Source organism: Agromyces sp. P2_B3 (genome assembly GCF_056404815.1).
Genome location: NZ_JBFUDH010000003.1, coordinates 438374 through 462176 on the forward strand (window position 1 = coordinate 438374; position 23803 = coordinate 462176).

Annotated in this window: 23 protein-coding genes; 8 read left to right on the top strand and 15 right to left on the bottom strand. The window is 71.4% G+C overall.

The window, feature by feature from the left end:
- Positions 1 to 68: 68 nt before the first annotated feature.
- The gene (locus AC1DZA_RS07635; RefSeq protein WP_476772282.1) at positions 69 to 836 is read right to left on the bottom strand and encodes an SDR family NAD(P)-dependent oxidoreductase; all 768 of its coding nucleotides are present in this window, start codon (positions 834 to 836) and stop codon (positions 69 to 71) included.
- A 155-nt stretch (positions 837 to 991) separates the two neighbouring features.
- Here AC1DZA_RS07635 and AC1DZA_RS07640 point away from each other — a divergent pair, with 155 nt between their 5' ends.
- Together AC1DZA_RS07640 and AC1DZA_RS07645 are read left to right on the top strand one after the other, a co-directional pair.
- Positions 992 to 1792, top strand: coding sequence for an SDR family NAD(P)-dependent oxidoreductase (locus AC1DZA_RS07640; protein ID WP_476772283.1), 801 nt, complete (start codon positions 992 to 994; stop codon positions 1790 to 1792).
- Between the two features lie 140 nt (positions 1793 to 1932).
- Positions 1933 to 2955, top strand: a complete 1023-nt coding sequence (locus tag AC1DZA_RS07645; RefSeq protein WP_476772284.1) for a VOC family protein — start codon at positions 1933 to 1935, stop codon at positions 2953 to 2955.
- Between the two features lie 206 nt (positions 2956 to 3161).
- Here AC1DZA_RS07645 and AC1DZA_RS07650 read toward each other — a convergent pair whose 3' ends face one another.
- The 12 genes from AC1DZA_RS07650 to AC1DZA_RS07705 all read right to left on the bottom strand — a co-directional run bounded on the left by AC1DZA_RS07650 (position 3162) and on the right by AC1DZA_RS07705 (position 16958).
- Positions 3162 to 4376 (bottom strand): acetyl-CoA C-acetyltransferase, encoded by a 1215-nt coding sequence (locus AC1DZA_RS07650; protein WP_476772285.1) that lies wholly within the window; start codon positions 4374 to 4376, stop codon positions 3162 to 3164.
- Positions 4376 to 5029, bottom strand: a complete 654-nt coding sequence (locus tag AC1DZA_RS07655; RefSeq protein WP_476761885.1) for a CoA transferase subunit B — start codon at positions 5027 to 5029, stop codon at positions 4376 to 4378. The genes AC1DZA_RS07650 and AC1DZA_RS07655 overlap by 1 nt, the downstream gene beginning before the upstream one ends.
- The gene (locus AC1DZA_RS07660; RefSeq protein WP_476772286.1) at positions 5029 to 5901 is read right to left on the bottom strand and encodes a CoA transferase subunit A; all 873 of its coding nucleotides are present in this window, start codon (positions 5899 to 5901) and stop codon (positions 5029 to 5031) included. Before AC1DZA_RS07660 ends, AC1DZA_RS07655 begins: the two co-directional genes overlap by 1 nt.
- A gap of 13 nt (positions 5902 to 5914) precedes the next feature.
- Positions 5915 to 7126 (bottom strand): bifunctional 3-oxoadipate enol-lactonase/4-carboxymuconolactone decarboxylase PcaDC, encoded by a 1212-nt coding sequence (gene pcaDC, locus AC1DZA_RS07665; protein WP_476772287.1) that lies wholly within the window; start codon positions 7124 to 7126, stop codon positions 5915 to 5917.
- Positions 7123 to 8304: a lyase family protein gene (locus AC1DZA_RS07670; RefSeq protein ID WP_476772288.1), complete on the bottom strand. Its 1182-nt coding sequence runs from the start codon at positions 8302 to 8304 to the stop codon at positions 7123 to 7125. Before AC1DZA_RS07670 ends, pcaDC begins: the two co-directional genes overlap by 4 nt.
- Positions 8305 to 8317: 13 nt before the next feature.
- On the bottom strand, positions 8318 to 8956 hold the full coding sequence (pcaG, locus tag AC1DZA_RS07675; RefSeq protein ID WP_476772289.1) for a protocatechuate 3,4-dioxygenase subunit alpha: 639 nt from the start codon (positions 8954 to 8956) through the stop codon (positions 8318 to 8320).
- Positions 8949 to 9746, bottom strand: a complete 798-nt coding sequence (pcaH, locus tag AC1DZA_RS07680; protein ID WP_476772290.1) for a protocatechuate 3,4-dioxygenase subunit beta — start codon at positions 9744 to 9746, stop codon at positions 8949 to 8951. The genes pcaG and pcaH overlap by 8 nt, the downstream gene beginning before the upstream one ends.
- 2 nt (positions 9747 to 9748) lie before the next feature.
- Positions 9749 to 10942 (bottom strand): 4-hydroxybenzoate 3-monooxygenase, encoded by a 1194-nt coding sequence (locus AC1DZA_RS07685; RefSeq protein WP_476772291.1) that lies wholly within the window; start codon positions 10940 to 10942, stop codon positions 9749 to 9751.
- Between the two features lie 93 nt (positions 10943 to 11035).
- Positions 11036 to 11800: an IclR family transcriptional regulator gene (locus AC1DZA_RS07690; protein ID WP_476761892.1), complete on the bottom strand. Its 765-nt coding sequence runs from the start codon at positions 11798 to 11800 to the stop codon at positions 11036 to 11038.
- A gap of 39 nt (positions 11801 to 11839) precedes the next feature.
- Positions 11840 to 13648, bottom strand: coding sequence for a phospholipase D-like domain-containing protein (locus tag AC1DZA_RS07695; RefSeq protein WP_476772292.1), 1809 nt, complete (start codon positions 13646 to 13648; stop codon positions 11840 to 11842).
- Positions 13649 to 13664: 16 nt separating this feature from the next.
- A complete protein-coding gene (gene zwf / locus AC1DZA_RS07700) occupies positions 13665 to 15068 on the bottom strand; it encodes a glucose-6-phosphate dehydrogenase (protein ID WP_476772293.1) in 1404 nt (467 codons plus the stop codon).
- Between the two features lie 9 nt (positions 15069 to 15077).
- A complete protein-coding gene (locus AC1DZA_RS07705; RefSeq protein WP_476772294.1) occupies positions 15078 to 16958 on the bottom strand; it encodes a glycoside hydrolase family 15 protein in 1881 nt (626 codons plus the stop codon).
- Between the two features lie 119 nt (positions 16959 to 17077).
- Between AC1DZA_RS07705 and AC1DZA_RS07710 the strand changes: the two genes are divergently transcribed.
- Positions 17078 to 18232, top strand: coding sequence for a N(5)-(carboxyethyl)ornithine synthase (locus AC1DZA_RS07710; protein ID WP_476772356.1), 1155 nt, complete (start codon positions 17078 to 17080; stop codon positions 18230 to 18232).
- 40 nt (positions 18233 to 18272) lie between these two features.
- Here the strand turns inward: AC1DZA_RS07710 and AC1DZA_RS07715 are convergent, their stop codons facing one another.
- Both AC1DZA_RS07715 and AC1DZA_RS07720 read right to left on the bottom strand, forming a co-directional pair.
- Positions 18273 to 19142 (bottom strand): LLM class flavin-dependent oxidoreductase, encoded by an 870-nt coding sequence (locus AC1DZA_RS07715; protein WP_476772295.1) that lies wholly within the window; start codon positions 19140 to 19142, stop codon positions 18273 to 18275.
- A gap of 55 nt (positions 19143 to 19197) precedes the next feature.
- A complete protein-coding gene (locus tag AC1DZA_RS07720; RefSeq protein ID WP_476772296.1) occupies positions 19198 to 19806 on the bottom strand; it encodes a dihydrofolate reductase family protein in 609 nt (202 codons plus the stop codon).
- Positions 19807 to 19928: 122 nt separating this feature from the next.
- Between AC1DZA_RS07720 and AC1DZA_RS07725 the strand changes: the two genes are divergently transcribed.
- From AC1DZA_RS07725 to AC1DZA_RS07745, 5 genes are read left to right on the top strand one after another with little or no spacing between them, the layout of a single operon-like run.
- A complete protein-coding gene (locus tag AC1DZA_RS07725) occupies positions 19929 to 20369 on the top strand; it encodes a DUF1801 domain-containing protein (protein ID WP_476772297.1) in 441 nt (146 codons plus the stop codon).
- 58 nt (positions 20370 to 20427) lie between these two features.
- Complete coding sequence (locus tag AC1DZA_RS07730) at positions 20428 to 21060, top strand: TetR/AcrR family transcriptional regulator (protein WP_476772298.1); 633 nt, start codon at positions 20428 to 20430, stop codon at positions 21058 to 21060.
- Complete coding sequence (locus AC1DZA_RS07735) at positions 21057 to 22265, top strand: GDSL-type esterase/lipase family protein (RefSeq protein WP_476772299.1); 1209 nt, start codon at positions 21057 to 21059, stop codon at positions 22263 to 22265. Before AC1DZA_RS07730 ends, AC1DZA_RS07735 begins: the two co-directional genes overlap by 4 nt.
- A 38-nt stretch (positions 22266 to 22303) precedes the next feature.
- Positions 22304 to 23047 (top strand): DedA family protein, encoded by a 744-nt coding sequence (locus AC1DZA_RS07740; RefSeq protein ID WP_476772300.1) that lies wholly within the window; start codon positions 22304 to 22306, stop codon positions 23045 to 23047.
- A gap of 41 nt (positions 23048 to 23088) precedes the next feature.
- Positions 23089 to 23769 (top strand): AraC family transcriptional regulator, encoded by a 681-nt coding sequence (locus tag AC1DZA_RS07745; RefSeq protein WP_476772301.1) that lies wholly within the window; start codon positions 23089 to 23091, stop codon positions 23767 to 23769.
- Positions 23770 to 23803 lie beyond the last annotated feature (34 nt).

The following is a 23803-nucleotide window of genomic DNA, read 5'->3' on the forward strand; positions in this document are numbered from 1 at the left end:
TTGGGTGCGCTCCCTCAGTCAAGCGCGTGCCGCGATATCAGTGAAGGCTCGATCGATGATGGAGTGCATCAGTCCTGTGGATGCGTCGAGCCCATCGCACGAGCGATCGGCAGGCCGCCGCCGTGGCCGGTGAGGCCACCGTCGACGGCGATCTCCGCGCCGGTCACGAACGACGCGGCCGGCGACAGGAGTTGCACGATGACGGCCGCGACCTCCTCGGGCCCCCCGGTGCGGCCGAGCGGGGTTGCCTCGAGGTTCACCGCGCGGAAGGCGTCGGGTGCGCTCGCGGTCATCGGCGTCTCGATGAAGCCCGGGCTCACGAGGTTGACTCGGATGCCGCGCGGCCCGAGCTCCATCGCTGCCGTCTTCGTGATGCCCCGCAGCGCCCACTTGCTGGCGCCGTAGGCGATGCCATAGTGCGCCATGGCGCCGGCGGCCGAGCCGAGGTTGACGATGGCGCCGCCGTCCCCCATGAGCGGCGCGAGGAAGCGGATGCCGAGGGCGGGCCCCGTGGCGTTGACGGCGAAGGCCGCCTCGAAGTCCTCGGCGGTGACGTCGTCGAGTCGCGCACGGCGCGTGATGCCGGCGGCGTTGACCAGACCGTCGATCCGGCCGTCGGCGCTCGCGAGCCGCTGCGCCAGCGCCGCCCAGTCCGCTTCGCGGCGCACGTCGAGCGTCACGGCCTCCACCTCGCCCACGTCGGGCGGCTCGGTCGGCCACTCCACGTCGGCGGCGATCACGCGCGCACCCGCCCCGGCGAGCGCGGTCACGGTCGCGGCGCCGATGCCGGATGCCGCCCCGGTGACCACGATCGTCCGTCCGTCGATCCCGTGCATGTCGATCCCTCCGTGCCCGTACCGGCAGCGGTGCCGGCACGGACCAAGTCAATCGCCGTCGGCGGCCGGATGCCACGCTGCGCCAGCGGGAAGGATGATGCGCCGCATCACCATCCACGATCGCCGACCGTCGGTTCGCGCCGTACGCTCGGGCCATGAGCACCGCCGCCGGGCCGCCCTCCGCGCTCCGCCCCGCCGAGCTCTTCTCGTGCCGGGATCAGGTCGCCGTCGTGACCGGCGCGACGTCCGGGATCGGCCGGGCGTCGGCCGAGGCGCTCGCGGCGGCCGGGGCTCGGGTGCTCATCGCGGGCCTCGCCGACGGCGATCCTCAGGCCGTCGCGGGGTCGCTCCGTGGCAAGGGCCTGGACGTCATCGGCATGGCCTGCGACGTCACGAGCACCGATGCGCCGCGGCAGCTCGTCGACGCGGCCCTCGAACGGTGGGAGCGCGTGGACACGGTGGTGTGCGTGGCGGGTGCCGCGCTCGACGACCCTGAGGACCCGGGGTCGATCGACGCGTTCGACCGCATGCACGACCTCCACGTGCGGTCCGTCCTGCGACTCGCGGAGGCCGCTCTGCCGGTGATGGCGCGCACCGGCGGCGGCGCCTTCCTCGTCATCTCGAGCATCGCGGGCCTGCGCGGCAATCGCATCCTGTCGGGCTACGGCGTGACCAAGGCGGCGAACGCCCAGATCGCCCGGAACATCGCGGTGCAGTGGGGCCAGGCCGGCGTGCGGGCGAACGCGATCTCCCCGGGCGTCATCGACACCGAGTTCGCCCGGCCCATCACCGCCGATCCCGCCGTCGCGGCCACACGACGCGACCGCACGCCGTTGCGGAGGTTCGGTCGCGTCGAGGAGGTCGCGGGAGCCGTCGTGTGGCTGGCGTCGCCGGCCGGGGCCTTCGTCACCGGCCAGAACATCGTGATCGACGGCGGAACGCTGATCTCCGACTGACCATCGACGGTGTCGATGTGCGGCATCGACAGATTCAGCTTCCCTGATGAAGCGCGCTCGCCGAGAGTGGATGCAGTGCCGAACGCGGCACGCACCAACCCTCGGCCGATGCGCCGCACCCCGAACACGAAGGATCGACGATGATCACCCTCCTGTCCCATCTCTCGCATGTCGAGATCGCGGCGCCCGACGTCGAGGCGTCGGTGGCCTTCTACGAGGAGCGCCTCGGCCTCCGCCAGGTCGGCCGCGACGGCGGCAAGGCCTACCTCCGCTCCTGGGGCGACTACACGCACCACAGCGTCGTCATCTCCGAAGGCCCCGAGCCGGCGCTCGTGGAGATCGGCTGGCGCACCACCAGCGCCGAGGCGCTCGAGGAGGCGGCGCGACGCGTCGAGGACGCGGGAGTGACCGGCGAGTGGTCGGACTCCGGCCCGGGCCGCGGCCGCTCGTACGTGTTCACCGGCCCGTGGGGCCACACCATCCGCCTCGCCTGGGACATCGAGCAGTACGAGGCCGACGACGAGCACGCGTCGATCTACCCCGACCGCCCCGAGCGCCGCTCGAGCGTCGCCGGCGCACCCCGGTTCCTCGACCACGTCACGATCGCGGCATCCGACGTGAAGGCCTTCGCGAAGTGGCACCACGAGGTGCTCGGCTTCCGCATCATGGCGTACACCGAGCTCGACGAGGCGCCCATCACGGTGTTCGCCGTCATCACGACGAACGAGAAGTCGCACGACCTCGGCGTCGTGCTCGACAGCTCCTCGCGGCCCGGCCGCATCAACCACTACGCGTTCTGGGTCGACACCCGCGAGGAGCTCCTCATCGCCGCCGACGTGCTCATGGAGAACGGCACCCACATCGAGTACGGGCCGTCGATCCACGGCATCGGCGAGCAGTCGTTCCTCTACTTCCGCGACCCGAGCGGCCTGCGCATCGAGGTCAACACGGGCGGCTACCGCAACTACGTGCCCGACTGGAACGCGAACACCTGGAAGCCGTCGACCGGCTCGAACAACCTCTACCGCAACAGCGCGATGCCCATGTCGATGACCGAGTCGTTCCCGCCCGACGAGGGCCGGCCGACCGCCACCGAGGAGGGCATCGTGCCGGGCACCGAGGAGGCGCTGCTCAACCCGTACGCCAAGCACGGCCAGGGCTGAGACGCCGGCCGAGGGGCCGGGGCGGACGGGGTGAGTGCCCGTCCGCCCCGGCCCCTCGTCACGCGTCTGCCGCGCGCCGCCGAGCACTGACCGCGAGGTGACGCGAATCGACCTTCCGCGGCCCGCGAAGGTCGATTCGCGTCACCTCGAGGGTGCGGGCGGCGAGGACGGACGGCGGGCGTCGCCCGGCGGAGAGCTGCGATGCGTCAGGCCCGGGCGAAGACCGCCGCGAGCGCCTGGCCGCCGCCGATGCACATGGTCTCGAGGGCGAGGTCGCCGTCGAGGGCGGTCAGCTCGTGGGCGAGCGTCGCGAGCATGCGGATGCCGGTGGCGCCGATCGGATGGCCGATCGAGATGCCGCTCCCCCGCGGGTTCAGCCGCGGGTCCTCGGCGTCGAGACCCCAGTCCGCGAGGCAGGCGAGCACCTGCACGGCGAACGCCTCGTTGAGTTCGATGAGGTCGAGATCGGCGAAGCGGATGCCGGCGCGCTGGAGCGCGAGGTTCGCCGCGGGCACGGGCGCCACGCCGAAGCGCAGCGGGTCGTTGCCGGCCACCGCCCACGACACGAGCCGGAGCATCGGCGTCAGCCCGAGCTCGGCGGCCCGCTGCGGCGTGGTCACGATGCACGCGGCCGCCGCGTCGTTCTGGCCGCTCGAGTTGCCGGCCGTGACCGTCGCGTCGGGATCGGTGCGTCCGAGGATCGGCCTCAGCCCTGCCAGCGCCTCGAGGGTCGTGTCGGCGCGCGGATGCTCGTCACGGTCGACCACGACGCTCCCGCGGCGTCCGACGACCTCGACGGGCACGAGCTCGGCGTCGAACGCCCCCGACTCCTGGGCGGCGACGGCCCGCTGGTGCGAGCGCAGCGCGAACGCGTCCTGCGCCTCGCGGGAGATGCCGTAGTCGGCGCGCAGCAGCTCGGCCGAGCCGACGTTGCCGTCGGGCGTCGGGAACCGCCGTCCGCCCACCGTCTCGCGTCCGCGCGCGAGGGCGTCGTGCAGCAAGAGCCCGGCGCCCGTCACGCCGCGGCGGCCCTCGACGGTGTACAGCGGCGCGTTCGACATCGACTCGACCCCGAGCGCGACGACGGCCTCGCTGATGCCGGTCTGCACCTCCATCGCGGCGTTGAGCACGGCCTGCAGGCCCGAGCCGCAGCGACGGTCGAGCTGGTATCCGGTCGTCTCGACGGGGAAGCCGGCGTCGAGTGCGGCGACCCGGCCGATCGCCGGGGCCTCCATGGTCGGGTAGCCCTGTGCGGCAATCACGCCATCGATCGCCGCCGGATCGAGGCCGGTCCGCTCGAGCAGTGCCGTGAGCACCGTCGTCGCGAGCTCGAGTGCCGGCACGGTCGCGAGGGCGCCGCCCATCCGGCCGACGGGGGTGCGCAGCGGCGCGCACACGACGGCCTCGCGCAGCTCGGCCATCAGGCGGCCGCGCCGAGCGTCGGCGACACAATGAACGGCGCGCCCGTGGCATCCGTCACCTGATCGATCGTCACGCCGGGGGCCAGCTCGACGAGCACGAGCCCGTCGGCCGTCACGTCGAGCACGGCGAGGTCGGTGATGATGCGGTCGACGCAGGCCTTGCCGGTGAGCGGCAACGTGCACTGCTCGACGATCTTCGCCGAGCCGTCCTTCGCGACGTGCTCCATGACGACGATGACGTGCTCGGCCCCGTTCACGAGGTCCATCGCGCCGCCCATGCCCTTCACCATCTTGCCGGGCACCGCCCAGTTGGCGATGTCGCCGTGCATCGAGACCTGCATGGCCCCGAGCACTGCCGTCGTGATGCGTCCGCCGCGGATCATGCCGAAGCTCGCCGCCGAGTCGAAGTACGCCGCGCCGGGCAGTACCGTCACGGTCTCCTTGCCGGCGTTGATGAGCTTCGGATCCTCCTCCCCCTCCCACGGGTAGGGGCCGACGCCGAGGATGCCGTTCTCGGAGTGCAGCACCACCTCGACGCCCTCGGGCAGGTGGTTCGGGATGAGCGTGGGCAGGCCGATGCCGAGGTTCACGTAGGTGCCGTCCTCGAGCTCGCGGGCGGCGCGGGCGGCCATCTCGTCGCGGGTGAGCGGCATCAGCGGGCCTCCTCGGCCTGGTCGGTGGTGGTGCGGTCGGTGGCGGTCGGGTCGATGGGGACGCGGTCGGCGGCCTGGCCGGCGGTGGTTCCGGATGCCGCGGGCCGGGGCCGCACGGTGACCTTCTCGATGGGCAGGTCGGCCGACTCCTCGGCCGAGAGCACGATCACCCGGTCGACGTAGATGCCGGGCAGGTGGATGTCGTCGGGACCGAGCACGCCCGGCTCGACGAGCTCGTCTACCTCCGCGATCGTGATGCGGCCCGCCATGCCGGCGAGCGGGTTGAAGTTGCGGGTCGACTTCTCGAACCGCAGATTGCCGTGCCGATCCCCGACGGCGGCGCGCACGAGCCCGTAGTCGGCGCGGATGGCCTGCTCGAGCACGTACTCGCGAGGGGCGCCGAACGTGTCGAACGGGCGCAGCTCCTTCGGCGCGCTGGTGAGCGCGACGCTGCCGTCGGGGGCGTAGCGCAGCGGCATCCCGCCCTCGGAGACGGCCGTCCCCGCGCCCGTCGCCGTGTAGAACGCCGGGATGCCGACCCCGCCCGCGCGCAGGCGCTCGGCCAGCGTGCCCTGCGGGGTCAGCTCGACCTCGACCTCGCCCGAGAGGTACTGCCGGGCGAACTCCTTGTTCTCGCCGATGTAGCTCGCGATGACCTTGCGGATTCGTCCGGCGGCGAGCAGCTCGCCGAGCCCCCACCCGTCGACGCCGCAGTTGTTCGAGACGACCTCGAGGTCGCCCACGCCGCGGGCGAGCAGCGCGCGGATGATCGTGATCGGCACGCCCGACAGGCCGAAGCCGCCGACGGCGAGCGATGCGCCCGAGGGGATGTCGGCGACGGCCTCGTCGGCGGTCGCGAAGGTCTTGTCCATGGATGCTCCGGGCTCAGTCGTTCGTCTCGGGGGTGGTCGTGGCGTCCTGCTCGGCGAACACGTCGCGCATGATCGCGAGCGCCTCGTTCGACGCGGGCAGCCCGGCGTAGAGCGCGGTGTGCAGCAGCACCTCCGCGATCTCGTCGCGCGTGAGGCCGTTGCGCAGCGCGGCTCGCACGTGCATCGCGATCTCGGTGGCGTGTCCGCCGGTCGTGAGGCTGGCCAACGTGGCGATCGACCGCTCCCGCCGCGAGAGCCCGGGCCGCGCCCAGATGTCGCCCCAGGCGGTGCGGGTGGCGAAGTCCTGGAACGCCGCCGTCTCGGGGGTGGTGCCCGCGATGGCGCGGTCGACGTGCGCGTCGCCGAGCACCCCACGACGCACGCGCATGCCGCGTTCACGGGCGACGGATGCCGCGTCCACCCGCTCGACGGCGTCGAGATGCTCGGCGATGAGCTCGGCGGCGCTCGCGGGCTCCTCGAGCACGGCGAGGTGCGACGCGCCGTCGAGGGCGACATGCCGCGCGCCGGGGATGTCGTCGGCGAGGTCCTGCATCGAGGCCGGGGTCGTCACGGTGTCGTGCTCGCCGCTGATCGCGAGGGTGGGCGCCGCGAGCGCCCCGAGGTCGCCGGTGCGGTCGAAGCCGGCGAGCGCGTCGGTGCAGCACGCGTACGACTCGTCGTCGATGTCGACGAGCGCGCCGAGCGTGCGAGCGCCCGAGCCCCCGGCGTCGCGCTCGAGGAAGCCGGGGGCGAACCACCGTGCAGCGCTGCCCGTGACGAGCGACGCGGTGCCGCTCGCGCGCACGGATGCCGCACGCTCGGCCCAGCCGTCGGGCGTGCCGATGCGCGCGCCGCTGCAGCTGAGCACGAGGCTCAGGACCCGGTCGGGATGGGCGACGGCGAGTTCGAGGGCCGTGGCGCCGCCGAGCGAGACGCCTGCGACGTGGAACGCCCCGCCGCCCGCCTCGTCGACGACGGCGAGCACCCCCTCCGCGAGCTCGGCGATCGTGAAGGGCTCGGCCGCGGCCGGGCTCGCGCCGTGGCCGGGCAGGTCGATGCGCAGGATGCGGAGGCCCGCGGTGCGCGGGTCGGCGCGGAGTGCGGCGACGACGCCGTCCCACAGCGCGGTCGTCGTGCCGAGGGAGGGCAGCAGCACGAGCAGCGGATTCGTGGTCGCCGGAGCGGCGCCGGGAGCGAAGGACCCCAGCAGGCGGGGAACGGTCATGGGCGGGTGCCCCCTTCGGCGAGTGCGGTGAAGCGTGCCACGGCGTGGTCGACGATGCGGTCGGATGCCGCGGCGAGCACGTCGCGGTCGGGTGGCTCACCCGCCGCGCCCGCGTCGCCGACGATGGCCGCCGCGCGGTCGCGATCGAACTCGAGCCCGGCGACGAGGCGGGATGCCGATCGCGAGGCCGAACGGGCGAGCCGCGCGAGCCGGCGGACCGACGTCCACTCGGCATGCCAACGCCCGGCGGATCGCTCGTCGCCGGCGATCGCCGCGCTCGCGACGACCTGGAGCAGGGCGGGCGCCTCGACGGCCGCCGCCGTGATCGCGACCGCGTCGACCGGGTTGCGCTTGTGCGGCATGGCCGACGAGCCGCCGCCGCCTGAGAGCCGCACCTCGCCGAGCTCCTCGCGGGAGAGCAGCGTCACGTCGCCGGCGACGCGGCCGAGCGCGGCGACGACCGTGGCGGCCGCCGCGGCGACCCCGAGCACGGGCGTCCGCTCGGTGTGCCAGGCACGACCGGGATCGGTGAGGCCCAGCCTGACGGCGAGTTCGCCGCGCACCTCGTCGGCGGCCCCCGCGCGCCCGGCCGCGGCATCCGCTGCGGTGCCGGTGCCCACCGCACCCCCGAACTGGACTGGGAAGCCCGCGCCGTCGATCGCGGCGATCGCCGAGCTGACGCCGTCGAGCCAGCCCGCAGCGAGCGCCCCCAGCGTGCTCGCCTCGGCGTGGCGCGCGAGCGAGCGAGCGATGCGGGGGCTCTGCCGCTCGGCGTCGGCGAGCACGGCGAGCGTGCGGCCGGACTCGACGAGCGAACCGCGTGCGGCGGCGAGCGCATCACGCGAGACGAGCATGAGGGCGGTGTCGACGATGTCCTGGCTGGTCGCCCCGAGGTGCAGGCGGTCGGCGGTGAGCCCCGCGTCCTCGAGCTGCGCCCGGAGCGCGGGAACGAGGGCGACCACGGGCACCGCGTCGCGCGCCACGCCGTCGCGGAGGGCCGCACGATCGAGCGCGGCCGCGTCGAGCCGGTCGGCCTGCGGATCCAGGAACTCGTCGAGCACGCTCCCCCACGCGCGCAGCAGCGCGCGCTCGACGTCGACCATCGCGGCGAGCACCGCGTCGTCGTCGGTGCCCGTCGCGTCGGCGGCGCCCGGATCGATGAGTCCCCAGTCGGTCATGCCACCATCCTCGTCAGACCTCGGTGCCGTAGTCGAGGAACACGGTCTCGCCGTCGCCCTGCAGGCGCACGTCGAACCGGTAGGAGCCCGGCTCATCTACCGCGGCGATGAGCGTGTCGCGGCGGCTCGCGTCGACGCGGGTGAGTAGCGGATCCGCGGCGTTCGCGGCGACCTCGTCACCGAAGTAGGCGCGGGTGAAGAGGTGGTGCAGCACGCCGCGGGCGAACACCGCCACGAGCAGGTAGGGCGCCGAGCCGTCGCGCGTCGCCCCGGGCTTGCTCGTCGTGAACGAATAACGCCCGTCGCGGTCGACCGCGGCCCGGCCGAAGCCGGCGAAGCCGTGCTGGTCGCGGTCGAACGCGCCGCGTTCGGTCGACGGCCGGCCCGAGGCATCCGCGCCCCAGATCTCGATGACGGCATCGGGCACCGGGTCGCCGGCGCCGTCGAACACCCTGCCGTGCAGGCGGATCGCGTCGGGCTGCCACGCCGCCCGCACGTCGGAGCCGCCGTCATACGGGAGCGCGTAGCCGAAGAATGGGCCGACGGTCTGCGACGGCGTCTGGGCGAGCGATCCACGGTGGGCGTCGGGGTGCTGCTCGGCGCCCGGCAGGTCGGTCGCGTCGAACGCCTCGGGCGAGGTGCGGTCAGGCATGGTCGGCGTCCTCCGGCTCCATCCAGGTCGACTTCGGGCCGGTGAGCACGACGTCCCAGCGGTAGCCGAGCGCCCACTCGGGCTCGGTCACGTCGTGGTCGTAGCGGGCGACGAGCTGTTCCCGTGCCGCGGGGTCGACGATCGACTGGTAGATCGGGTCGAGCGCGAACAGCGGGTCGCCCGGGAAGTACATCTGGGTGATGAGCCGCTGCGTGAACGCGGTGCCGAAGAACGAGAAGTGGATGTGCGCCGGCCGCCAGGCGTTGCGGTGGTTCTTCCACGGGTACGCACCCGGCTTGATCGTCGTGAGACGGTAGGAGCCGTCGTCGCCCGTGATCACCCGGCCGACGCCAGTGAAGTTCGGGTCGAGCGGGGCCGGATGCTGGTCGCGCTTGTGCACGTAGCGGCCCGAGGCGTTCGCCTGCCAGATCTCGATGAGCTGGTTCCGCACCGGACGGCCGTCGCCGTCGAGCACTCGCCCGGTCACGATGATCCGCTCGCCGAGCGGCTCGCCGCGGTGCTGGATCGTGAGGTCGCCCTCCTCGGCCGACACGTCGGTGTGGCCGAACGCGGGCGACACGAGCTCGATCTCCTCGGGGTCGGCGCGCACGAGCTCGTGCGTCGGATGTCGCAGCGTCGTCGACCGGTACGGCGCGAAGTCGCGGCGCGGGTGCGCGGCGAGCGGCGTGCCGGCGGATGCCGCGGCGTCGCGCTCGCGGCGGTGGCGCTCGGCGATCTCGTCGCCGATGGCCTGCTGGGTCAGCTCGGGCTGGGGAACGGGTCGGTGCATGCTCACTCCGTGGTGAAGGGAAGGCCGGCGTACTGCTCGGCGAGGCTCTGGGAGGCGGCGCGGGAGCCGGTGACGTACTCGAGCTGGCCGACCTGGCTGCGGTACCGGAAGGCGCGCGCCGAGGCATCCGGAACCTCATGGTGCACGTGCAGCATCTCGGTCATCCACTGCGAGAAGTGCTGCACCTTCCACTGGCGCGCGAGGGCGCGGTCGCTGTAGCGGGCGAGCCCCGTGTCGTCGCCGGCGCGCTGGTCGAGGATGGCGCGGGCGAGCAGGGCCACGTCGGCGATCGCCGAGTTGAGGCCCTTCGCGCCGGTCGGCGGCACGATGTGGCCCGCGTCGCCCGCGAGGAACATGCGGCCGTGCTGCATGGTCGACACGACGAAGCTCCGCATCGGGGTGATCGACTTCTCGGTGATCGGCCCTTCCTGCAGCTGCCAGCCGTCGACGCCGAGGCGTTGCTGCAGGGCGTCCCAGATGCGGGCGTCGCTCCAGTCGTCGATCGACTCGTCGGGCGCCACCTGCAGGTAGAGGCGCGAGACCTCGAGCGAGCGCATCGAGTGCATGCCGAAGCCGTCGCGGTGGAGCGCGTAGATGAGGTCGTCGGTCGACGGCGGCACGTCGGCGAGGATGCCGAGCCAGCCGAACGGGTACGAGCGCTCGAAGACCTCGAGTCCGCCGCCGGGGATGCTCCGGCGGCAGACGCCGTGGTAGCCGTCGGCACCGACGACGTAGTCGCACTCGAGCTCCTCGGTCACGCCGTCCTTCGTGTAGATGACGGTGGGCCGCGCTCCGGTCACGCCCACGGGTTCGACATCGGATGCCTCGAAGACGACGTTCGAACCGAGCCGGTCGTGCTCGGCGAGGAGGTGCTTCACCAGCGCCTGCTGGCCGTACACCGTGACGGTGCGCCCGACGAGGTCGACGAAGTCGACGTGGTGCCGCTGCCCCTCGAACTGCAGGTAGATGCCGTGGTGCGTGAGGCCGCGCTCACGGAGGTCGGCGTCGAGGCCGTGCTCGGCGAGGAGGTCGACCGACCCCTGCTCGAGCACGCCGGCGCGGATGCGGCCGAGCACGTGCTCGCGGGTCTGGGCCTCGAGGATGACGAACGGCACGTCGGCCTGCGCGAGGAGATGGCCCAGCAGCAGGCCGGCCGGGCCCGCGCCGATGATGGCCACGGAGGTGGACGTTCGCACTGGATGCCTCTCACGTCGTCGGGAAGAACATGACGAGCATGGATCGCGCCCGAGGCATCCGCAGCCCGACTTCCACTCAGTGGAAGAAGTCGCTCACTCGCCCTGCGGCCGGTAGCCGAGCGCCGACGAGATGCCGCGCGCCGCCATGCGCACGCCGAGCGCGAACTGCGGCTCCCGGAGTCGCTCGACATGCGCGATGATCGACACCGCCGCGACGACCTCGCCGGTCGCATCCCGCACGGGCGCCGCCACCGAGAACGCGCCCTCGGTGAGCTCCTCGATCGACGTCGAGAGACCGAACGACCGGATCTCCGCCATGCGCCGTCGCAGCTCCCGCTCCTCGGTGAGGGTGTTCGGCATGAACTTGCGCCGATCCGACGCGAGCAGCTCGTCGAAGACCTCAGTGGGCGCGTGGGCCAGCAGCACGAGGCCCACGCCCGTCGCGTGCAACGGGAGTCGCGAGCCGACATCCGAGATCGCCGAGACCGCGCCCGGGCCCGACAGGCGCTCGAGGTAGATCGCGCCGAGCCCGTCGCGCACGGCCAGGTGCACGTGCTCGGTCGTCGCCTCGAGCAGGTCCTCGAGGTAGGGCATCGCGATGCGCCGCAACCGCATGGCCGTCGGCTGGCGCACGCCGAGCCGCCAGACCCGCATGCCCACCCGGTAGCGCCCGTCGTCGCCGCGCACGAGGCCCCCCCACGCCACCCACTCGCCCACCAGGCGATGCGCGGTCGAGAGCGGAAGGTTCGCACGGCCCGCGATCTCGCTCAGCGAGAGGTCCTCCCGGCCCTGGAACGCGTCGCCGATGGCGAAGAGCTTCTCGGCGACCGAGCGGCCGTCGGCGGCACGACCCGACATGCGCCAACTCTACTGAGCGGCGCCGTCAGCCCGACGCCGTCAGATCGCCATCCGCACGTACTGGTCGACGCGCTTCGACCGGAGGTCGCCGGGCTGGTAGTCCTGCTGCCAGTCGGTGTTCTCCCACAGGTCCTGGTAGTCGTGGGGCGCCGGTTGCCCGGGCTTCGGCTTCCGGTGCGAGGTCGCCTCGACGACGGAACGGTACTGGTAATGCCCCCAGAGCCGGTTGAACTCGGTGAAGTAGATGTCGGCCACCCGCCGGTCGCCACGGATGAGCAGCATGTTCTCGTCGTTCTCGATCGTCGACGCGGAGCTGAAGTTCGCCGACCCCGTCACGACGATGGGGTCGGGGCCGAGCGGGTCGTGGAGGATGAACTTCAGGTGGATGTAGGTGACGTGCAGGTTGAGCTTGATCGCCGAGTTGTTCGTCTCGGCAACCCAGCGTCCGAGCGTCGTGTGCAGCTCCGAGCCCTGCGCCTTGTAGGTGTTGTTCCGCGAGTTGAGCCGCACCACGGGTCCGGGGTTCGCCTTCGTCGGCCGCGGGTCGTCCTTCTCCTCGAGGAGGAGGAAGCACAGCGGGCCATCGGCGCCGTTGGCGCTGATCGCCCGTCGGAAGTCCTGCGGGATGCCGAACGCGAACGTGCCGCACGACAGCCGCCTCGCCTTCGTGAGGAGCCGGATGTAGAGGTCGAGGGGAGCCGTGTCGCCCCGCGGGCTGAAGAGCGGTGTCGTCCCCCGCGGAATGGCGGCGATCGAGGTCGGCGTCGGGGTCAGGCCGCCGACCTCCTGCAGGAATGCGACGTTGATCGGGTCCGTCCTGGCATCGGTCGCGGCGCCCGGGTCCTGCGCGAGGATCGACCAGTACGCCAGGAACTGTGCGGCCACCGTCGCGTCGCGCACGTGGTGCCCGACGTTCGCCTGCCCGTAGATCCCGCCGTCGGTCAGGTTCGTGGAGCCGGTCCACACGGCGACGGGCGTCCGCGCGGCGCCGCGCAGCAGCACCATGAACTTGTTGTGCTGGATGTCGTCGCGCCGCGCCACCCGAGGGACGATCGCCTCGTCGGGCAGGCCGGCGGCCTCGATCGCCTTCAGGTTCTCGACGCGCGGGTTGCTCGGCTCGAACTTCGGCTTCTTCAGCCCGTTCATCGGGGTGGGCTGGATCGTGCGCTCGTTGACCTTGAGGTCGACGATCACCCGCACGTCGACGCCGCGGTCGATCGCGTCCTTCAGCGCGCCCAGCACCGACGGGAAGCGGAACTCGTAGAAGCATCCGCGGATCGCATCGCCCGCCTCCGCCGACGCGATGAAGCCGATGATCGCCTCATCGAGGTCGCGGCTCAGCCAGGCGAGCGCCTCGGCGCGCTTCTCGGGCGTCGGCTGCCGGTCGGGCGGCAGGTTGCCGAACCGGTTGGCATAGAACTGGCTCGAGGTGACCCCGCGATTGAAGACGATGTCATGGTCGCCGGCGCCGAGCGGCTCGGTGTCGACCGAGACCGTCACCGGCGGCGCGCTGCGGTCGAGCGCCGACGGCGTGCCCTTCAGCGGGTGGAAGACGTAGTCGTACGCGTGGCCTGGCTCGGCGACGAAGTCGTCCCAGACGAGGCTCTGGATCGGATGGTCGTACGTCGACACCTTCGTTGCGGGCGTCGGATCCGGGACGACCGAGCGGAACACCTTGTAGCCGTCGACCCAGTGCCGGGTGCCGGTCGCCCGGTCGACGCGTTCGATCGCGAATCCGAGGAGCCCCTTCCGGGCGGTGGCGGTGGCGCGGATGCCGAAGGAGACCGTGTTCGTGCCCGCCACGGCGAACACCTGCACGCCCTTGACCGTCTCGGACTTGACTCGCATGGTCGCCGCCTCCCACTCAGACCCAGGGGTCGCGCCAGCCGCCGTGGTCGGCGACGAGCGCGTCGGCCTCCGCCGGCCCCCACGATCCGGGCGCGTACGGATGCACCGGCGACGGCGCGTCGAGCAGCGGCTGCATGATGCGCCACGCCTCCTCGACGGTGTCCTGGCGGTTGAACCGCGGGCGCACGCCCCGGATGGCGGCGAGCAGCAGCACTTCGTAGGGCGTCGGCCCCTCGCCGCCCTCGGTCGCGAACTCCATGTCGAGGTGGATCGAGCTCGGCTTCGGGGCATCCGCCCGCTGCGCGTTGAGCACGAGCCGCAGCCCGGTCGACGGATCGAGCCGCATCACGAGCTGGTCGGTGGTGCTTGCGCCGTCGCGCAGCCCGAACCCGAGGTTGGGCGACGGCTTGAACACGAGCCGCACCTCGGTGGCGGTCACCGGGAGCAGCTTGCCCGTGCGGATGAAGAACGGCACACCCGCCCACCGCCAGTTCTCGATGCCGAGCTCGAGGGCGATGAAGGTCTCGGTCGTCGAGCCCGCCGAGACACCCGGGATGTCCAGGTAGCCGTCGAACTGGCCGCGCACCGCCCGGCCGGGGTCGGCGCTCGACACCGACTTGAACAGCGATGTCTGCATGTCCTTGATGGTCTCGGTGTCGCCGCGGGCGGGCGCCTCCATCGCGACGGCGGCGACGACCTGCAGGAGGTGGTTCACCACGACGTCGCGGAGCGCGCCGACCGGGTCGTAGAAATGGCCTCGATCGGCGACGCCGAAGTCCTCGGCCATCATGATGTGCACGCTGTCGACGTAGTTGCGGTTCCACACGGGCTCGAGCATCGTGTTCCCGAACCGCAGGTAGAGGATCTCCTCGAGACCCATCTTCCCGAGGTAGTGATCGATGCGGAACAGCCGCGACTCGTCGACGTACCGGTGCAGCTCGTCGGCGAGCGCGCGTGCGGATGCCAGGTCGTGCCCGAAGGGCTTCTCGACGACGACGCGGCCGTGCTCGGTGAGGCCCGCTCCGGCGAGGCCCTTCACGACGGTGGCGAAGAGGTTCGGCGGCACCTCGAGGTAGGAGACCGGAGTGGTCGCGTCGCCGACGGCGTCCGCCACGCGGGCGTAGGTCGCGGCATCCGCGAAGTCGCCGTGCACATAGCCGAGACGCGCGGCGAACCGCTGGAACACCGCCTCGTCGAGGGTCTCGCCGGTGGCGACGATCGAGGTGCGGGCACGCTCGACGAGCTGGTCGAGCGTCCAGTCCTCGAACGCGACGCCGACGATCGGGCATGCCAGCAGCCCCCGCTGCTCGAGCCGGTAGAGGGAGTGGAACGTCATCACCCGCGCCAGGTCGCCGGTGATGCCGAAGATGACGAGCACGTCGCCCTCGGGCTCGGTCGCTGCGGATCCGGTGGTCGCCATGGTCGTCTCCTAGCGGGTCCGGCGTCCGGAGCTCAGCACCGGGTCGACGAAGCCCGACCCGTGGTCGAGTTGGTAGTCGAGGTTGACCGCCGCGTTGATGAGCGACAGGTGGCTGAACGCCTGCGGGAAGTTGCCGAGCTGCTCCCCCGTGAGCCCGATCTCCTCGGCGTAGAGCCCGAGGTGGTTGGCGTAGGTGAGCATCTTCTCGAAGGTGAGCTGCGCCTCGTCGAGGAATCCCGACCGGGCGAGCGCGTCGACGTACCAGAACGAGCACAGCGTGAAGGTGCCCTCCGAGCCGCGCAGGCCGTCGGGCGAGGCGCTCGGGTTGTAGCGGTAGACGAGGCTGTCCGAGACGAGCTCGGTGTCCATGGCCGCGAGCGTCGACAGCCACATCGGGTCGCGCGGCGCGATGAAGCCCATGAGCGGCATGACCAGGAGCGACGCATCGAGCACGTCGGTGTCCTGGTGCTGCACGAAGGCCTGGCGCTCCTCGTGCCACCCCGTCGTCATCACCTGCTCGTAGATCGCGTCGCGCTGCTCGCGCCAGCGGATGATGGGGGCGGGCCGGCCGTGCTCCTGCGCGAGCCGGATGCCGCGGTCGAGCGCGATCCAGCACATGAAGCGGCCGAACGTGAACTTCTGCTGGCCGCCGCGCGTCTCCCAGACGCCCTCCTCGGGCTGGTCCCAGTTGTCGCAGACCCAGTCCAGCATGCTGCTGATCTGCGTCCACCCGACGTGCGGCAGCTGGAGTCCGTGGGTGTCGGCGAGGTGGATGGAGTCCATCGCCTCGCCGTAGATGTCGAGCTGCATCTGGTCGGCCGCGCCGTTGCCGATGCGCACGGGGAGCGAGCCGCGGTATCCGGCGAGGTGCTCGAGCGACTCCTCGACGAGGTCGGATGACCCGTCGACGCGATACATGATCTTCAGCGGCCCCGAGCCGGTGCCGACGCTCTCCTTCACCCGGTCCATGAGCCAGGCCACGAACGCCTCGGCCTCCTCGGTGTAGCCGAGTCCGAGCAGTGCGTAGACCGAGAACGACGCGTCCCGGATCCACGTGTAGCGGTAGTCCCAGTTGCGTTCGCCGCCGACCTGCTCGGGCAGGCCCGCCGTGGGTGCGGCGACGAGTGCGCCCGTGGGCGCGTAGGTCATGAGCTTCAGGGTCATCGCCGACCGGGCGACCATCTCGCGCCACCGGCCCCGGTACGTCGACCGGTTGTTCCACTCGCGCCAGAAGGCGCGTGTCTCGGCGAACAGCGCGCGCAACTCGTCCTCCGAGACCTGGGCCGGGTCGGCACCGCCGGTCTCCATGACGACGCCGGTGATCTCCCCGGCGTTCAGCGTGCCGGTGATGCGGATGCCGCCGTCGACGAGTTCGACGTGACCGGCGCGCTCCGTGCCATGCACGATCATCCCGCCGACGCGGTGCACCGTCAGCGACTGGTCGCCGGCGGTGAACCGCACGCCGTGGCCCTCGACGGGCTCGATCGTGTGCTCGGCACGCCCGTAGTCGAAGCGCGGCTCGACGACGCCCTCGAACGTCATGGTGCCGCGCACCACCCGGAGCAGGCGCACGATCCGGTGCCGATCGGTCGCCTCGTGGCCGGCGATCGGCATGAAGTCCACCACCTCGCCGACGCCCGCCTCCGTCATGAACCGCGTGATCAGGATCGCGGTGTTGGGCAGGTAGAGCTGCCGGGTCACGTAGTCGTCGGCGATCGGCCGGACCCGGCAGAACCCGCCCTGCTCGGCGTCGAGCAGGGACCCGAAGATGCTCGGCGAGTCGAACCTCGGACTGCAGAACCAGTCGATCGTGCCGTCGGTCGACACGAGCGCGGCGGTCTGCAGGTCGCCGATGAGCCCGTGGTCCGCGATGTTCGGGTACTCCCCCATGGACACCCCTTCCCCCAGGGCCCATCGTGGCACGGGACGTCGTCGTGTGTCATGACCACTTCGGGGCGAATCGGTGCCATCCAGGTGACGTACCCTCAGGGCAGGAGGTCATCATGATCATGAACGCCCCCGCACTGCTCCGGCTCGGGGTGATGGCCACCTCTCGCAAGGTCGACGAGCAGCGCCTGCCGATCCATCCCTCGCACTTCGAGCGGATCGACGACGACCTCCGCGCGAACCTCATGCTCGAGACCGGGTACGGCGACCGCTTCGGCATCTCCGATGCGCAGCTCGCCCCGTTCGTCGGCGCCATCGCCTCGCGCGAGGCGATCCTCGCCGAGGCCGACGTCATCACCCTGCCGAAGCCGCTCGCCTCCGACCTCGCCGACTTCCGCGACGGCCAGGTGCTCTGGGGGTGGCCGCACTGCGTGCAGGACCGCGAGATGACGCAGTTCGCGATCGACAAGCGCCTCACCCTCATCGCGTGGGAGGCCATGAACCACTGGAAGGCCGACGGCGGGTTCGGACTCCACGTGTTCCACAAGAACAACGAGCTCGCCGGGTACTGCTCGGTGCTGCACGCGCTGCAGCTGTGCGGTTCGACGGGCGACTACGGTCGTCGGCTGAACGCGGTGGTGATCGGCTTCGGCGCGACGGCTCGCGGCGCGGTCACGGCGCTGAACGCGCACGGCATCCACGACGTGCGCGTGCTGACGAACCGCGATACCGCCGCCGTCGGATCGCCGATCCCGTCGATCGACATCATCCAGTTCGAGCACGACCCCGACGCGCCGTATGCGAGCACGGTCAACACGGAGGACGGCCCGGTCGACCTGGCACCGTTCCTCGCCGCCCACGACATCGTCGTGAACTGCACCCTGCAGGATCCGAACGCGCCGCTCACCTACCTCCGCACGGAGGACCTCGCCGCCTTCCGCCCCGGGAGCCTCATCGTCGACGTGTCGATCGACGCGGGCATGGGGTTCGAGTGGGCCAGGCCCACCTCGTTCGCCGATCCGATGTTCACGGTCGGCGAGTCGACGAACTACTACGCGGTCGACCACAGTCCGTCGTACCTCTGGAACTCCGCCACGTGGGAGATCAGCGAGGCGCTCATGCCGTTCCTCCGCACCGTCATGGAGGGTCCGGAGGCGTGGGCCGCCTCCGACACGATCAGGCGTGCGACCGAGATCGAGCACGGCCGGGTCCGCAACGAGGCGATCCTCCAGTTCCAGGGGCGCTCGCCGGAGTACCCGTATCCGCAGCGTTCCTGAGTCGGCGCTCCGCCGGCGCCGGTGACGGATGCCGCGGAGCCTACGGCCGCGGCGGTCCGGCGATCACCCGCTCGCGCGAGTACCGGGCGACGCGCTCGGCGGGAACCCGCCAGTCGGCCTCGAGCCACCACGTGACGCCGGCGTCGGCCCACGGACGCACGACCGCGGCATCCGCGACCCGGTCGACGCCGCCGGTGGTGCCCTCCTGCACGATGTCGAACGGCCGGTCGCCGAGCCCGAGGCGGTCACGCTCGGCGCGGATCCACGCGATCGCGTCGGCGGCGATCTCGGGCGTGTAGGTGCGCTGCTGCTCGACCGGGTCGATGCCGTCGGCGCCGGGCGGCGCGTAGTTCGGGATCCAGCCGTCGTAGCGGGCGACGCGACGCATCGACCTCGTGCGGGGCCACACGCCGACGACCCACGTCGGAATGCGCGGCTCCTGCACGATCGCCGGCGGCAGCATGGCGTCGGTGCGCGTCGCTCGGTAGTGCTCGCCCTCGTACTCGAACGGCTCCGCCTGCCAGAGCTGCTGCATGAGCTCGAGGCCCTCGTCGAGCAGTTCGGCGCGCACGCGACGGCCGGGATCGTCCTCGAAGATCCAGAACCGCTGCTCGACGTCGGCGGGGACGCCGAGGCCGGCTGAGAGGATCACCCGACCGTTCGAGAGGCGGTCGACGGTCATGGTCTGCCCCGCGAGCTCCCACGGCCGGCGCCTCGGCACCGGGGTGAGCATCGTACCGAGCCGGATGCGCTCGGTGACCATGGCGGCCGCCGCGAGCGTCGACCACGGATCGGTGGCCCAGATGCCCTCCCAGACGAAGAACGCATCCCACCCGGACTCCTCGGCGAGCGCCGCGAGCTCGACGGCGAACGCCGGATCGGACCCGGTGTAGATGAAGCCGTGCTGCATGCGGCCGACGTTATCGCCGACCGCCGACACGCCCTGGCCCGCAGTGCCGCGCGGGTCAGCTCGCGCGGCGATACCGGATGTGCGTGGCCAGCGGCGACTGCAGCACCTCGACGGGCTCGAACCCGAACGAGTCGACGCCGTCGAAGATCCGCTCGCCCGAGCCGAGCAGCACCGGGGCGATGTCGAGGGTGAGCTCGTCGACGACCCCGGCCACGAGCGCCTGCCGAACCGTGGATGCGCCCCCCGCGATGTCGACGCCGCCGTCGCCGGCCGCCTCGAGGGCGCGTGCGTATGCGGCGTCGAAGCCGTCGGTGACGAAGTGGAAGGTCGTTCCGCCCTCCATCTCGATCGGCTCGTGCGCGTGGTGGGTGAGCACGAACACCGGTGCGTGGTACGGCGGCTCGGCACCCCACCATCCACGCCAGTCCTCCTCGTCCCACTCGCCGCGGATCGGCCCGAACATGTTGCGGCCCATCACGTACGCACCGCGTGAACGCATGAGCCAGCCCGCCGCGATCTCGTCGGCCTCGTTCGCGCGGGGGTCGCCGATGTGCCAGCCGTGCAGCTCGATCCCACGCCTGCCGAGCGGGTTGTCGCGGCTCTGGTCGGGACCGGCGACGAAGCCGTCGAGTGAGATCGACATGTGGCAGGTGGTGTCCGTCATCGACGACCCTTCCGAGCGAGTGGGAGGCAGTGGCGGCAATCTACCCGACCTGCGGCCCCGCCCGCGATGGAGTAGCGTCCATGGATCCACTCCCTCGCGGGACGGCGACGATCCGAGGCCGAATGAGCGACGACGACGACCGCACGGTCGACCGCTACCTTGCTTCGCTCGACGAGCAGACCGCCCGCGACAGCGAGACGCTGATCGAGATGATGCAGCGGATCAGCGGGCACCCGCCGACGTTGTGGAATGTCGGCACCATCGGGTTCGGCACGTACCACTACCGATATGACACCGGACGCGAGGGAGACGGTCACACGATCGGCTTCTATCCGAGGAAGGGCAAGCTCACCATCTACCTCATGGATGGCACCGCGCGCCATGCCGAACTGCTGGCTGAGCTCGGCACACACTCCACCACCGGCTACTGCGTGTACCTGCGGCGGCTCGGCGATGTCGACCTCGGAGTGCTCGAACGGCTCATCCAGGCATCGTTCGACTTCGTCGAGTCGAAGGCCCGAGAGGGGCCGATCCGCGAGATCCTCTGGAAGGCCGAGGACTAGCGAGGCGCGAATTACCTACGCTGCATAGGCGTTCACCTAATGCTGTTAGGCTGAACGAATGCGAACCTCGGCACTGTCGACCTCAGCGGTCATCGAACGTGGCGCCTCCCTGGCCGATGCCAACGGCTTCGCCGCGCTCAGGATCGCCGACGTCGCCCGCTCGCTGAACGTGCAGGCGCCGAGCCTGTACAGCCACGTGCGCAACCTCCAGGCCCTGCGTGACGGCATCGCGATCCTTGCCCTCCAGGAACTGGCCGATCGCATCGTCGAGGCCATCATGGGGCGAGCGGCGAAGGCCGCCCTCACCGGCTTCGCGGACGCCCACCGTTCCTTCGCCCGCGAACGACCGGGATGCTGGGAGGCCCTGCAGACGCCGCAGGGCGATGACGTCGCCGCAGCACCGGCCGCCCGGCGGCTCGTCCAGGCGACGAGCACCGTGCTGTTGGGCTACGGGATCGCGCCGGGTGAGCACGTCCATGCGACACGGATCGTCGGCAGCGCCATCAACGGATTCGTCACGCTCGAGCGGGTCGGCAACTTCGCTCACAGTGCGCCGCCCGCCGATTCCACGTGGCCTCGACTCATCGATGCGCTCGACTCGGTCCTGCAGGACTGGGCCGCCAGGCCGACCACCCCGGCAGATCCGAACGACCCGGACAACCCCAACGACCCGAACGAAGGCACACCATGATCGCCACACCGATCACCGCGGAGTTGATCCACGGAGCAATCGAACTCGAAGCGACGCCCCGCGGAATCAGGCCGCACCGGCTCCCCCGGGCCGTCCGCGAGCGTGACGCCGACCAGCAGCTGTCGCTCATGGAGGCGCAGCCGTCGGGCGTGCGGCTCGAGATGGTGACGGCGGCCCGCTCGATCACGGTCGCGATGCACGCCACACGTGTGGCCTATCGCGGCGTGGACCGGATGCGGGGCGCGGTCGACGTCGTCGTCGACGGCGCCGACCACGGGTCACACGTGCTCGCTCACGGCGACCGGGTCGAGCTCGACATGCAGACCGGCGAGTCGAGGTTCGTGCCGGGCGACACCGACCGCATCGTCATCGACGGCCTCCCCGCCGGCGAGAAGTCGGTCGAGGTGTGGCTTCCCCACAACGAGGCGATCGAGCTCGTCTCCCTGCACTCCGACCTGCCCGTCGGGCCCGACGATCGGCGAAGGCCGGTCTGGGTCCACCACGGCAGCTCGATCAGCCAGGGCTCGAACTCGACGTCGCCGACCCGCACCTGGCCGGCGGTGGCGGCCCGACGTGCGGGCGTCAGCCTGCACAACCTCGGCTTCGGCGGAAGCGCGCTGGTCGACCCGTTCATGGCTCGCGTCATCCGCGACACCTCCGCAGACCTCATCAGCATCAAGCTCGGCATCAACGTGGTGAACCACGACGCCATGCGGTTGCGGAGCTTCCTGCCGGCCGTGCATGGATTCCTCGACACGATCCGCGACGGTCATCCGACCACCCCGATCCTGCTGGTCTCGCCGATCTTCTGCGGAATCCACGAGGACACGCCCGGGCCGGGTGCGATCGATCCCACGTCGCTGGGCACGGGCGGCATGAGGTTCGTCGCGACCGGCCGGCCGGGCGACACCGCCCAGGGCCGGTTGACCCTCCAGGTGATCCGCACGGCACTGGCGGGCGTCGTGGAGGCGCGCTCCGACGATTCCAACCTGAGCTACCTCGACGGGCTCGCCCTGTACGGCGAGACCGATGCCCGGGCGCATCCGCTTCCCGACTCGCTCCACCCCGACACCGCCACGCACGAGCTCATCGGAGAGCGCTTCGCCGCAGCGCACCTCGTCATCCCCGGGGATGATTCCCGGCGCGAACCCAGTCGCGCGCGGCATCCGCTCGGTAGACTGCAACGACACCACGCCGCCTGCTGACCGGCATCCGCCGTGTCCGACGACTGGAGCCCCCTTCCATGGTCCACACCTCCCTGATTCCCTGGCTCGACCCCGAGACGATCATCTCCGCGGCCGGCCCCTGGGCCCTCGTCGTGGTGTGCGCCATCGTGTTCGCAGAGACGGGCCTGCTCGTGGGCTTCCTGCTCCCGGGCGACACGCTGCTCGTCATCTCGGGCCTGCTCACGAACACCTCGCTGGTGTTCGGCGTCGACATCTGGTGGGTGTGCCTCGCGATCGGCTTCGCGGCGTTCCTCGGCGGCGAGGTCGGGTACCTGATCGGCCACAAGTTCGGGCCGAGCGTCTTCGAACGCAAGGAGTCGGGGCTCTTCAGCGTGAAGAACGTCGAGCGCACCAACGCGTTCTTCGAGCGCTTCGGCGCCCTGGCGATCATCCTCGCGCGCTTCGTGCCGATCGTGCGCACGTTCGCGCCTGTCGCCGCCGGCGTCGGCCACATGAACTACCGCAAGTACACGCTCTACAACCTGATCGGCGCGTTCATCTGGGGCGTCGGGCTCACCTACTTCGGCTACCTCATCGGCTACATCCCCCCGGTGGCCGCGTTCGTGCAGGAGTACATCGACGTCATCCTCCTCGGCGCCGTGGTGATCACCCTCATCCCGACGCTCTGGCACTACTTCCAGTCGATGCGCAAGGCGAAGAAGTCCGCCGCGGCCCGCGATGACATGGTCACCGACCACGAGGAGGCGCAGCGCCTCGTGCTCGACCCCGAGGTCTTCGAGCGCGGTCCCGAGGAGCGCTAGCCCCTCCACGAGGTCGGCGCGTCGGGGCTACACTCGGCGGCATGAGCTTCCTCTACGAGGAGAAAGCCTCATCCTCGCCCTTCGTCGACGTGGTCTGGCACACCGTCGACACGAGCGACGGCACCTACCTCGCGGGCGCCGACGCGTGCTGGGACCTCATCTTCACGCGCCATGCGACCGGCTCGCGGGTCCTCATCAGCGGCCCATCGTCACGGCCGACCGTCGTGCCCTACCGCGCCGGCAACCGGAACGTGGGCGTGCGCTTCACGCGCGGCACGTACTTCACCCACGTGGAGCCGCACTCGATGTGCGATCGCACCGTGCCGCTCAGCGTGCCCGACCTCGACCACTTCGAACTCGCGGGACGCACCTGGCCCATCCCCGACTACCACGCGGTCGACGACCTCCTCGACGCCTTCGACCGGCAGGGCCTGCTGGCACATGACGCCGTCATCGAGGCCGCCCTGCACGAGCGCGCCCCGGCGTCGGTGTCCCCGCGTACCGTCGAACGGCACTTCTCCCGCATCACCGGTTGCAGCCGGCGACAGGTGCGCCAGATCGACCGGGCTCGCCAGGCGGCCGCACGGCTGCGCACCGGCGAGGCGATCGCGGATGTCGCGTACGAACTCGGCTACGCCGACCAGTCGCACCTCACCCGCGACGTCAAGCGACTGACCGGATACACGCCGGCGCAATCGCAGCACCGCGACGAGCCGGTGTGAGCCGGGCCGCGGATCGATGTCGTTCCGGTTCAAG

What these genes read in the sequence shown, in the direction of transcription:
- AC1DZA_RS07635 (WP_476772282.1), bottom strand. Translation starts at nt 836, where the DNA reads ATGCACGGGATCGACGGACGGACGATCGTGGTCACCGGGGCGGCATCC.
- AC1DZA_RS07640 (WP_476772283.1), top strand. Translation starts at nt 992, where the DNA reads ATGAGCACCGCCGCCGGGCCGCCCTCCGCGCTCCGCCCCGCCGAGCTC.
- AC1DZA_RS07645 (WP_476772284.1), top strand. Translation starts at nt 1,933, where the DNA reads ATGATCACCCTCCTGTCCCATCTCTCGCATGTCGAGATCGCGGCGCCC.
- AC1DZA_RS07650 (WP_476772285.1), bottom strand. Translation starts at nt 4,376, where the DNA reads ATGGCCGAGCTGCGCGAGGCCGTCGTGTGCGCGCCGCTGCGCACCCCC.
- AC1DZA_RS07655 (WP_476761885.1), bottom strand. Translation starts at nt 5,029, where the DNA reads ATGCCGCTCACCCGCGACGAGATGGCCGCCCGCGCCGCCCGCGAGCTC.
- AC1DZA_RS07660 (WP_476772286.1), bottom strand. Translation starts at nt 5,901, where the DNA reads ATGGACAAGACCTTCGCGACCGCCGACGAGGCCGTCGCCGACATCCCC.
- pcaDC (WP_476772287.1), bottom strand. Translation starts at nt 7,126, where the DNA reads ATGACCGTTCCCCGCCTGCTGGGGTCCTTCGCTCCCGGCGCCGCTCCG.
- AC1DZA_RS07670 (WP_476772288.1), bottom strand. Translation starts at nt 8,304, where the DNA reads ATGACCGACTGGGGACTCATCGATCCGGGCGCCGCCGACGCGACGGGC.
- pcaG (WP_476772289.1), bottom strand. Translation starts at nt 8,956, where the DNA reads ATGCCTGACCGCACCTCGCCCGAGGCGTTCGACGCGACCGACCTGCCG.
- pcaH (WP_476772290.1), bottom strand. Translation starts at nt 9,746, where the DNA reads ATGCACCGACCCGTTCCCCAGCCCGAGCTGACCCAGCAGGCCATCGGC.
- AC1DZA_RS07690 (WP_476761892.1), bottom strand. Translation starts at nt 11,800, where the DNA reads ATGTCGGGTCGTGCCGCCGACGGCCGCTCGGTCGCCGAGAAGCTCTTC.
- AC1DZA_RS07695 (WP_476772292.1), bottom strand. Translation starts at nt 13,648, where the DNA reads ATGCGAGTCAAGTCCGAGACGGTCAAGGGCGTGCAGGTGTTCGCCGTG.
- zwf (WP_476772293.1), bottom strand. Translation starts at nt 15,068, where the DNA reads ATGGCGACCACCGGATCCGCAGCGACCGAGCCCGAGGGCGACGTGCTC.
- AC1DZA_RS07705 (WP_476772294.1), bottom strand. Translation starts at nt 16,958, where the DNA reads ATGGGGGAGTACCCGAACATCGCGGACCACGGGCTCATCGGCGACCTG.
- AC1DZA_RS07710 (WP_476772356.1), top strand. Translation starts at nt 17,078, where the DNA reads ATGAACGCCCCCGCACTGCTCCGGCTCGGGGTGATGGCCACCTCTCGC.
- AC1DZA_RS07715 (WP_476772295.1), bottom strand. Translation starts at nt 19,142, where the DNA reads ATGCAGCACGGCTTCATCTACACCGGGTCCGATCCGGCGTTCGCCGTC.
- AC1DZA_RS07720 (WP_476772296.1), bottom strand. Translation starts at nt 19,806, where the DNA reads ATGACGGACACCACCTGCCACATGTCGATCTCACTCGACGGCTTCGTC.
- AC1DZA_RS07725 (WP_476772297.1), top strand. Translation starts at nt 19,929, where the DNA reads ATGAGCGACGACGACGACCGCACGGTCGACCGCTACCTTGCTTCGCTC.
- AC1DZA_RS07730 (WP_476772298.1), top strand. Translation starts at nt 20,428, where the DNA reads ATGCGAACCTCGGCACTGTCGACCTCAGCGGTCATCGAACGTGGCGCC.
- AC1DZA_RS07735 (WP_476772299.1), top strand. Translation starts at nt 21,057, where the DNA reads ATGATCGCCACACCGATCACCGCGGAGTTGATCCACGGAGCAATCGAA.
- AC1DZA_RS07740 (WP_476772300.1), top strand. Translation starts at nt 22,304, where the DNA reads ATGGTCCACACCTCCCTGATTCCCTGGCTCGACCCCGAGACGATCATC.
- AC1DZA_RS07745 (WP_476772301.1), top strand. Translation starts at nt 23,089, where the DNA reads ATGAGCTTCCTCTACGAGGAGAAAGCCTCATCCTCGCCCTTCGTCGAC.